The sequence below is a fragment of the Paenibacillus sp. oral taxon 786 str. D14 genome (genome assembly GCF_000159955.1).
GTDB lineage: Bacteria > Bacillota > Bacilli > Paenibacillales > Paenibacillaceae > Fontibacillus > Fontibacillus phoenicis.
The window spans coordinates 65744-74353 of record NZ_GG695989.1 but is presented as its reverse complement, the minus strand read 5'-3'; the positions used below and the strand labels follow the sequence as shown (position 1 = coordinate 74353).

Below are 8610 nucleotides of genomic sequence, written 5' to 3'. Positions count from 1 at the left end.
TAGAGAGGGACTGTAAAATATTTTGTGTAAACTCTCAAACCTAAATCTATTACAATCGAGAGAGAACGAAAGGTTGAGGGAGAACACATCATGAAACTACTACCAAAAGATCAACTTCGTCAGTTCATCAAAGAGAACAACTTGAAGACCGTCGAAGATGTTCAGAAAACGCTAAAAGAACTGTTTGCTGAGACTCTTCAAGAAATGCTGGAAGCCGAACTGGAAACGGAACTCGGCTACGCCAAGCATGATGTAAAGAATAAGAAGACGAGTAACAGCCGTAATGGGCATAGTTCTAAAACCGTAACATCGGAATACGGCGAAATCGAAATCGAGGTCCCGCGGGATCGGCTCGGCGAGTTTGAACCGATGATCGTCAAGAAGCACCAGACGCAGGTCACCGGCATCGAGGATCAGATCATATCGATGTATGCCAAAGGCATGAGCACACGAGACATTCAGGATCATTTGAATCAGTTGTACGGCATTGACGTATCGCCGACCCTCATTTCGAACGTAACGGCGAAAATCATGCCACTGATCAAGGAATGGCAGCATCGCCCTCTGCAGCCGGTCTACTCTGTCATTTTCATGGACGCGATTCATTTCAAAGTCAAGCAGGACGGGCAAATTATCAATAAAGCCGCTTACATGGTCATCGGGATTGACCTGGAAGGCTATAAAGATGTACTCGGCATTTGGATTGGCGAGAACGAATCTGCAAAGTTCTGGTTGGGTGTTTTGACCGATTTGAGAAACCGCGGCGTCCAGGATATTCTGATCATCACCGTATCTATTGATAAGGTAAACTAAAACTTCAAAATACAAAAAGGGATAAGCCTTGAGCCAACATAAATCAATGTTGAGCTCTGGCCCATCCCTTTATTTCATATAGTCCAGTGTCTGCGCGTTCAGCGATACCTTGACCTCTCTCCACATTGGCATAAACTTGTCCATGAGCGAAATGAATCGCTCATTGTGGTTTCTTTCGACAAGGTGAACCAGTTCGTGGAGGATAACGTATTCAAGGCACTCTGGCGTTTTCTTGGCGAGCTGTACGTTTATCCATATCTTCCCTGTCTTTGTATTGCACGTTCCCCATTTAGTAGTCATATACTTCGTTTGCCAGCTTGAGGCTTTCAAGCCCGTTATCTTCTCCCACTTGGGTAATACACGCGCTACTTCAACTTTCAGTAATTCCCGATACCATTCACGGATAAAGTTTTCTCGTTGTTCGGTGCTGCTTTCCGCACGTACGGTTAGCAAAGCCTTATCACCAGTCAACACAAGAGAATTCTTATTACCGTAGTGGGTTTGTAGGAAATATTGCTTGCCCCAAACATAAAGCGTCTCGCCGGAAATATATTCCCGCTCCGATTGGCGTAACTGTTTATCGAAATTGCTGACCTGCCTCTTTATCCAACTGACCTTCGTCCGTACAAACCGCTCAATCGCTTCGTCGCACATTGAGAGCGGAGCAGATACCGTTACTTTGCCGTTCGGTGGCTTGACGTAGAGGTGCATATTCTTTATATTCTTTCTGCACACCTCAACCGGTATGCCGGAAATGTTTAGCATCATTTAATATTCTCCTTGTTCTACAACGATGTTGTAGACCCGCTCGACCTCGTCTCTGTCATTCAACAACTTATACAAAGCTTGCTTAATTCTTCGCTCCTTGAACGGGTTATGCCGAAAATCCACTTGTTTACTTTCACGCACTGCCTTATCAATAGCGATTGCCAGAGCCTCATCGTTGCCACAGTTATCGTAAAACGCACGCAGCGCCCCGCTATGACGAATGTTTTCAGGATAGTGTGAGTTGTTTTCAGGGTTCTCGGCATTCTTAACCAGTTCAATATACTTCTCCAATAATTTCTCATAGGCAATCGCGCCCTCACGCCGTGCCTTGATGAGTTCATCAAGGATAGCCGACATCTTCTCATAATATTTTGGGTTGATGAGTATTTTCTCAACTACCTTTTTACGAATATTATTCTCAATTGCCTCGGCTACGGCCTCCTTACCCTCGCCACCAAGTTTCTCTCCCTGCGCCAAGACAAAGTCAAGCAGAGTAAAGTCATCAAACTCGCCAATTTTACGGCTGTCTTCTGCTTTGATATAGGTATCGATAAGGCGCCGCATATCTGCTTCATAAGATTTCAGGTCGATAAAGTCGCCACTGGCGTTTCCGATGATTTCTTTCAGTGCGATATAGAATGTGACTTGCTTATCTATATCCGCTTGCTCAGTATCTGTATATCCGGCATTCGCCATATCCCCCTTAATCTCAGAGTATTCTCGGACAAGGCGGTTCACAAGTTTGTACAGTTTTTCACGGCTCCGAGAGCAGAAATCGTCATCTATGCCGCCTACTCCACTTTCGCCGCAAAAATAATGGATGTAATCAATCTGGGCACGTGGAGCTGGTACTCCTCCGCACAGGTCGTCGAGTTCCTCAAGCGTTGCGTCGAGATGCTTCTTGGCTTCTACTAGGCGGTCTTTAATCAGACCTTCAATGTCCTCAGCAGCATATCCTTCGAATGCACCCGATGTATATTTGTTAAGAGCATCTGCCAAATCTTCGAACAACTGCTTGTAGTCCACAATGTAGCCGAAATCCTTTGCCTCGCCGTCAAGACGATTTACGCGACAAATTGCCTGGAATAGCCCATGGTCGTGCATTGATTTGTCTATATAAAGATAGGTGCAGGGCGGGGCATCAAATCCCGTCAGAAGCTTATCAACTACAATAAGCAGTTTCATTTGTGCCGGTTCCTCGATGAACTTCCGCTTTACCTCAGCTTCAAAGTCCTCCACAGTTTGACCGTTAAGCATCTTCTTGTATACTTCGTATTTCTCAAACTCCTCTGCATCTTCGGTTTCTGTGCGAAGATTGCTTTCAAGTGGCACAAACGATGTAACTATTGCACATTGTTTGAATCCGCGTGACTGAAATATCTCATAATACTTGCAAGCTGTATAAATCGAATCCGCCACAAGCATGGCGTTGCCGTTGCCGTCGGCGAGCCGGTTCTTGATATCAAAGTCGGCCATGATATCTTCCGCGATAACCTCAAGCCGCTTGCGGGAACTGTACAACTTCTGCATTTTTCCCCACTTAGACTTAAGTTTCGCTTTTGCAGCGTCATTTAATCCGCGGGTCTTGGCATCAAAGTATGCATCAATCTTGTCCTGCGCGGTGATTATTTGTTCTATGTCTCGGGCCTCATACCGTAAATCAAGAACAACTCCGTCCTCGACTGCTTCGTTATACTTGTAGGTATGGATATACCCCGGCGAAAAAACTTCTATAGTTGTTTTTTTATCTTTTACAAGTAGTGGCGTACCTGTGAACCCTATGAATATTGCGTTCGGCAATATCTCTTTCATCGCTGCGTGGAGTAGCCCGCTCTGAGTTCTATGGCACTCGTCCACGAAAACGACAAAATCACCCTTTGCCTTAAAGTCTTGCGGCAAAGCGGCTTTTAACTCTCTGATATATTGCTCAACGGATTTTTTCGCTTGGTTTTCATTATTTTCCGTGCCGTTACGCACACCGAACTTATGAATCAGTGAACAAATCAGTCGTTTATCAGTCTTATCCAATCTCTCCACAAGGTCAGCGCAGGAGCTCGTTCGGTAAACTTGCTCGTCTACGCCCCGGTAGACTTTCTCCATTTGCTCGTCTAATTCATGACGGTCAGTGACAATCAAGACGCGGGCATTTGGGTTGTTCGCCAATATCCATTTGGACAGCCATACCATGGTCAGTGTCTTGCCGCTGCCTTGTGTGTGCCAAATAATTCCACCTTGTTTATTACTGAGTTTCAACTGCGCCTTTTTGATGCCGAAGAACTGGTTATGTCGGCATACTTTTTTAATGCCCTTGTCGAACACGATAAAGTTATGAATCAGGTCTAGTAAACGCGGTTTGTAGAACATACTGAACAATTGCCAATCCAGTTTGTCCGGGAGGTGCTCGCACTTTTCTAGAATATCAAGCGAAACGTCATCAAGCGGTTGTGCCTCTGTGTTGACGGTGTCGTTTTTCCATTCAAGGTAATACTTTTCTGGCGTTTCAATTGTGCCATAGCGCAAACCCTCGCCGCTGTTGCCAGCCATGGCGAACTGAATGGTGGTGAAGAACGGTTTATTAAAATGCTCATTTTGATTGGAGATGTTTTGTCTTATGCCCTGTGAAACCGACACGGTGGATTTTTTAAGTTCAATCACAGCTATGGCGATGCCGTTGATATACACGACAAGGTCAGGGCGGCGTACGCTTCCCGACTTTATCGTCACTTCCTCGGCGATGGCAAACTCATTGTTTTGATAGTGCTCCCAGTCGATAAAATATACGGTCTTTTCCGGCTCACCGGGGTTCTCCTTGATTTTCGCGCCGTATTTGAGGAGCGAATACACTTCCTGATTCGCCTTGTACAGCCCCTGCTGCAGGTTGCCTGCTGCCCGGACAAGAGCGTCAACAGCCTTTATGGACAGGCTCACACTGTACTTCTGCTTATTTACGAGGAAAGCCATCAGCTTTTCAGCTATGACATTACTGTTTATCTGGTAACGCAAATCGCCGTAATACTCATATCCGAGTGTCGCCTTGTCGCGGAACAATGCGAGTACACGGTCTTGTGTTTTACGCTCGGCTTCGTTAATTTTCGCCATTGTCCACATCCCCCTCAACCAACCGTATTCTGCCCGTCAGCAATTCACTCATCATACCTTGCTTTATGCGTCGCGCCTTTTCGAGCTTCGCTGTCAGCGCGTCAATCTCCGCGTCCATATCGGATAGAACGGCGGCTATTGCGGTTTGCTCAGCAAGGGTTGGTGGGATTGTGAAAGTCAGATTTCTAATAATCATTTGACTTATATTTGGTTGTCCGGCACCACTCCCCAGTTCAATTATCTCAGTTCTATGATATAGCAACAGAAAATACATAAATACCGAATCAATGTCCTTGTTAAAAAACAAAGCACAGCAGGCTTGATTGGTAGTAGCGTCAACATCTAAAATTCCAAGTTTCCCAATAGTTGCGCCGTACATTGCCATTAATACCGTACCTTTTGGGAAGAGTTTTGCCGATGAATTATTCAAAGCTTCAGAAGTAATCTTTTCTGCCGTTGAGCGAATATAATTGTCATTTAATTCACTGGTTGTAACCCAAGGAATATTCCCATTGAAATAAGTGGGAACAGACCTTGACGGAGTTCCGCCAGAACTTGTATCTCCGATTTCGTGAATTTTTTTCTCTATCCACTCACCCTTAAACCCTGGTAACCGACGCTTGCCTGTGAGTAGTTCCTGCATTGCGCCCTGCTTGACAGCGCGTTTCTTGGTAATCAGCTTTTCGAGCGCGGTAATGTATGCATCCGCATCGGACAGCGCGGCGGCTATGGCACGCTGCTCTTCCTCATCAAAGGGAATAGGTATCTTTATGTCCTCGAAATCACGTTTCGTTATTTGATTGATAGTCGCACTGCTTCGGTTACGTATTTGTTGCTGAACAACGTCACTCGCAAACATATGGGCCAGATAACCTGTGGTATCACCGCGTAATACCGACATAAACGCACCGAAAGTTGCGTTGTACGGCCTGTCGATTACACAGCTTTTACCTATCAGCGCACTGCTTCCGTTTCTTACGCAAATAAGAATATCGTTCGGCTTGACGTATTTGATTTCGTCAATGCTGCAATTAACGTAAACGCAATCGTCCAAGACAAGTTTCCCATCTTGAATATTTGACGAACGCAACACAAGCAAACCATACGATTGAATATTGCTCGGACTGTATGTCAACCCTTGCAATAAATCGCAACATTCTAACAATGGCTTCACAGCCCACCCATTCGGCACTACCATACAAACCCCATCCTTTCTAGATGAGATTTAACCTTACTCTCGAGTTCGGCGGCTTCGGTTTCAAGTTCCGGCATCGTCCGCTCGTAGCGGTCGGCGAGTTCCGTCACCCGCTCGGCAATGCGGTGGCTTACTGCTGTGTACAGCGCATACACGCCGCCGACAAGTGAGCGATACCACTTGCGGTTAAGCAGCAGTTCCATAATCTCCTCGTCCGTCAGCTTGGCGTATTGCTCACGTGCTTTCATATCGAGGGCAGATTTCAGGTCTTTCAAAACCGCGCTTTGCTCATCTATTAAAGTTTGCTTTTCTTGCAGCGAACTCAAAACCGCGTAATCCTCTGCGTGTAGTTCAGGCACATTGGTGCTCGCTCGAATTTCCGCAATACGCTTCTTAATGCTTGCGGCGGTGATTGTGCCGTTATCTGTCACAGCATTCTCGCACAACGGATTGGCGCGGACAAACGCTACGACTTCCTTCTTCTTAGGTAAACCGGATTCAAGCAATGCAAGTAATGCCTCTATCTCGTCTGTCACAATACTTGAACGTATCTCTTCAATTTGTGCTTTTAACGCGGTTTTGTTTAACTTGCCTTTATCCGTCAAAACATCATTGATTGCCGAACCGTCTTCTGCTTTATCAATAATCTCATCCAGTTCGGCTTGAGCCGCCGCGATGATTGTTTCGATATCGTCAATCGCTTTTTTCTCTTCCGCAAAGAACATCTCTATCACAAGGGATTTAGGTACAAGTTTGCCATCCCATCCTGTTTCGGTGGTTTTCGTTTCCTCCGTACCGTCTTTCTTCTTCTTGGTGCTTGTTTTGGTGAACACTTCAATGTCGCGAACTGCTTTATAGCCCTCTTGCACAAGCAGGTGCACGTCATCAGACATTACTTCATTCCAATATGACAGCAATACTTCGTAAACATCATACTTGTCAACAAGTGTGACAGGCTCGTATTCCACCAAGATTTGCTCGGCAATCTCCGCAATCAGCAGTTTCGGTTTAGTTGTGCCGTCTACAGTGCGTAGTTTACCGTCAACTTTCTTCTTCCAACTTTCAAAGGCATTCTCGACCTTGTTAGCGTATGCGGAAAAGTCCGAGTCGGAGTATATTGTGTCACGGATAGCGTCTTTGTTCACAGCAAGCGAATAAAAGCCATCGCGGAGAGGCTTGAACAACGCAGATTTTAGGTTTGGGAATGCATCCCAATAAAGCGACAGGCTTTCAACGTCTACACTCGGAATACCGCCATTTAGGTGGCCATCGATGCTCTGCAAATCCTCAGCAGCACCGCTGTCTATGTAACGCGGTATGTTGAGGTTGTATGCGTTCTTATTCTTTATCTCGTCATATGGTACAAAGCGTGAGTAATTAGGTAATTCAATCCGCTGATTGAACACCGTCGTGATTTTATAAACATCTTGCTCACGAAGCCGGTTCTTATTGCCGTCCTTTATGAAGTCGCGGCTCGCGTCAATCATAAATATACCGTCCCGCTCGTCGGCGTTCTCTTTGTCGATGACAATAACGCAGGCGGGTATCCCCGTGCCATAGAATAGATTCGCAGGCAGACCTATAATGCCTTTGATTAAACCTTTATCAATCAGTGATTGCCTTATAGTCGCCTCTGCATTGCCACGAAACAATACGCCGTGGGGAAGTATGACCGCCGCCTTGCCGTTTCGCTTCAGCGACTTAATAACGTGGAGTAGCCAAGCGAAATCACCATTTTTCCGCGGCGGTCGGTCACCGTAACCATCAAATCGTCCATACTCTTTCAAGCCGTGTGTCCAGTTCTTATCGGAGAAGGGAGGATTTGCGACCACAAAGTCAAACTGGCGCAACGCCCCGTCATCGTTAGGATTCTTAAACTGTGGGTCGGAGAACGTACTGTAACCACCTTTAATTTCGGCGGTCGCTCGGTTATGCAGAACGAGGTTCATACGGGCAAGACCTGCTGTGGTGCCTTCTTTCTCTTGGCCGTATATGGCTACATCGACTGGGGCAGCTTCGGCTGCTCGGATTAGTAGGGAACCAGAACCGCAAGCTGGGTCGTACAGAGTGGTATCTCCCGCTTTGGCATGCTCAATTCCAACGACTTTAGCAAGGATGCGCGACACTTCGGATGGGGTATAGAATTGCCCCTTGCTCTTCCCGCTTTCGGTGGCGAAGTTCCTCATAAGGTATTCGTAAGCATCGCCGATGATGTCGTCGCCGTCGGCGGAGTGGCGGCTGAAGTCTGGCATTAGGTCGCGGAATATGCCGAGTAACTCGCTCAGTTTATCGACCATCTCCTTGCCTTTGCCAAGTTTGTCCTCGTCATTGAAGTGCGCGTTATCAATAACTCCTCTGAGGTTGTTGGCCTCAGCAAGTTTGGCGATAATTTTGTCCATTTCTTCGCCGATGTTCTTATTGCCAATGAGCGCGAGCATATCGTCAAAGCTGCCACCTTCGGGAACTTCAATGTCACCGTAAGCAACACCCTTAAACTTGTCTGAAACATACTTCACAAACAAGAGGGTCAATATATAATCCTTGTATTGTGATGCATCCATACCACCTCTTAATGCATCGCAGCTTGCCCACAGGGAGCTATATAATTCACTTTTCTTGACTGCCATAAAATTCTCCTCGCTTTTGCTTTGCAAACACTAATGTGACTTGGTGACTTGTGTTCTCTCTCAATTACTTTATGTTCTATACCAGCAACAGGCCTTATTTAATATCAC

4 protein-coding genes and 1 pseudogene are annotated in these 8610 nt (G+C 46.1%); 1 reads left to right on the top strand and 4 read right to left on the bottom strand.

The features are described 5' to 3' along the window. Window positions 1-90 precede the first annotated feature (90 nt). Window positions 91-792: pseudogene (locus tag POTG_RS18730) on the top strand (IS256 family transposase); the annotation flags it as partial. A gap of 90 nt (window positions 793-882) precedes the next feature. Here the strand turns inward: POTG_RS18730 and POTG_RS18725 are convergent. From POTG_RS18725 to POTG_RS18710, 4 genes are read right to left on the bottom strand one after another with little or no spacing between them, the layout of a single operon-like run. After that, entirely contained in the window at window positions 883-1581 is a 699-nt protein-coding gene (locus POTG_RS18725; protein WP_009226423.1) for a M48 family metallopeptidase, read from the bottom strand. Beyond that, complete coding sequence (locus POTG_RS18720) at window positions 1582-4680, bottom strand: type I restriction endonuclease subunit R (protein ID WP_036646229.1); 3099 nt, start codon at window positions 4678-4680, stop codon at window positions 1582-1584. It lies immediately after the preceding gene. Next, the gene (locus tag POTG_RS18715) at window positions 4667-5878 is read right to left on the bottom strand and encodes a restriction endonuclease subunit S (protein WP_009226421.1); all 1212 of its coding nucleotides are present in this window, start codon (window positions 5876-5878) and stop codon (window positions 4667-4669) included. The genes POTG_RS18720 and POTG_RS18715 overlap by 14 nt, the downstream gene beginning before the upstream one ends. Beyond that, entirely contained in the window at window positions 5872-8502 is a 2631-nt protein-coding gene (locus POTG_RS18710; protein ID WP_036646227.1) for a type I restriction-modification system subunit M, read from the bottom strand. Before POTG_RS18710 ends, POTG_RS18715 begins: the two co-directional genes overlap by 7 nt. Between the last annotated feature and the right edge of the window lie 108 nt (window positions 8503-8610).

Coding starts and splice junctions, on each gene's coding strand:
- POTG_RS18715 (WP_009226421.1), bottom strand. CDS start 5,878: ATGGTAGTGCCGAATGGGTGGGCTGTGAAGCCATTGTTAGAATGTTGC.
- POTG_RS18725 (WP_009226423.1), bottom strand. CDS start 1,581: ATGATGCTAAACATTTCCGGCATACCGGTTGAGGTGTGCAGAAAGAAT.
- POTG_RS18710 (WP_036646227.1), bottom strand. CDS start 8,502: ATGGCAGTCAAGAAAAGTGAATTATATAGCTCCCTGTGGGCAAGCTGC.
- POTG_RS18720 (WP_036646229.1), bottom strand. CDS start 4,680: ATGGCGAAAATTAACGAAGCCGAGCGTAAAACACAAGACCGTGTACTC.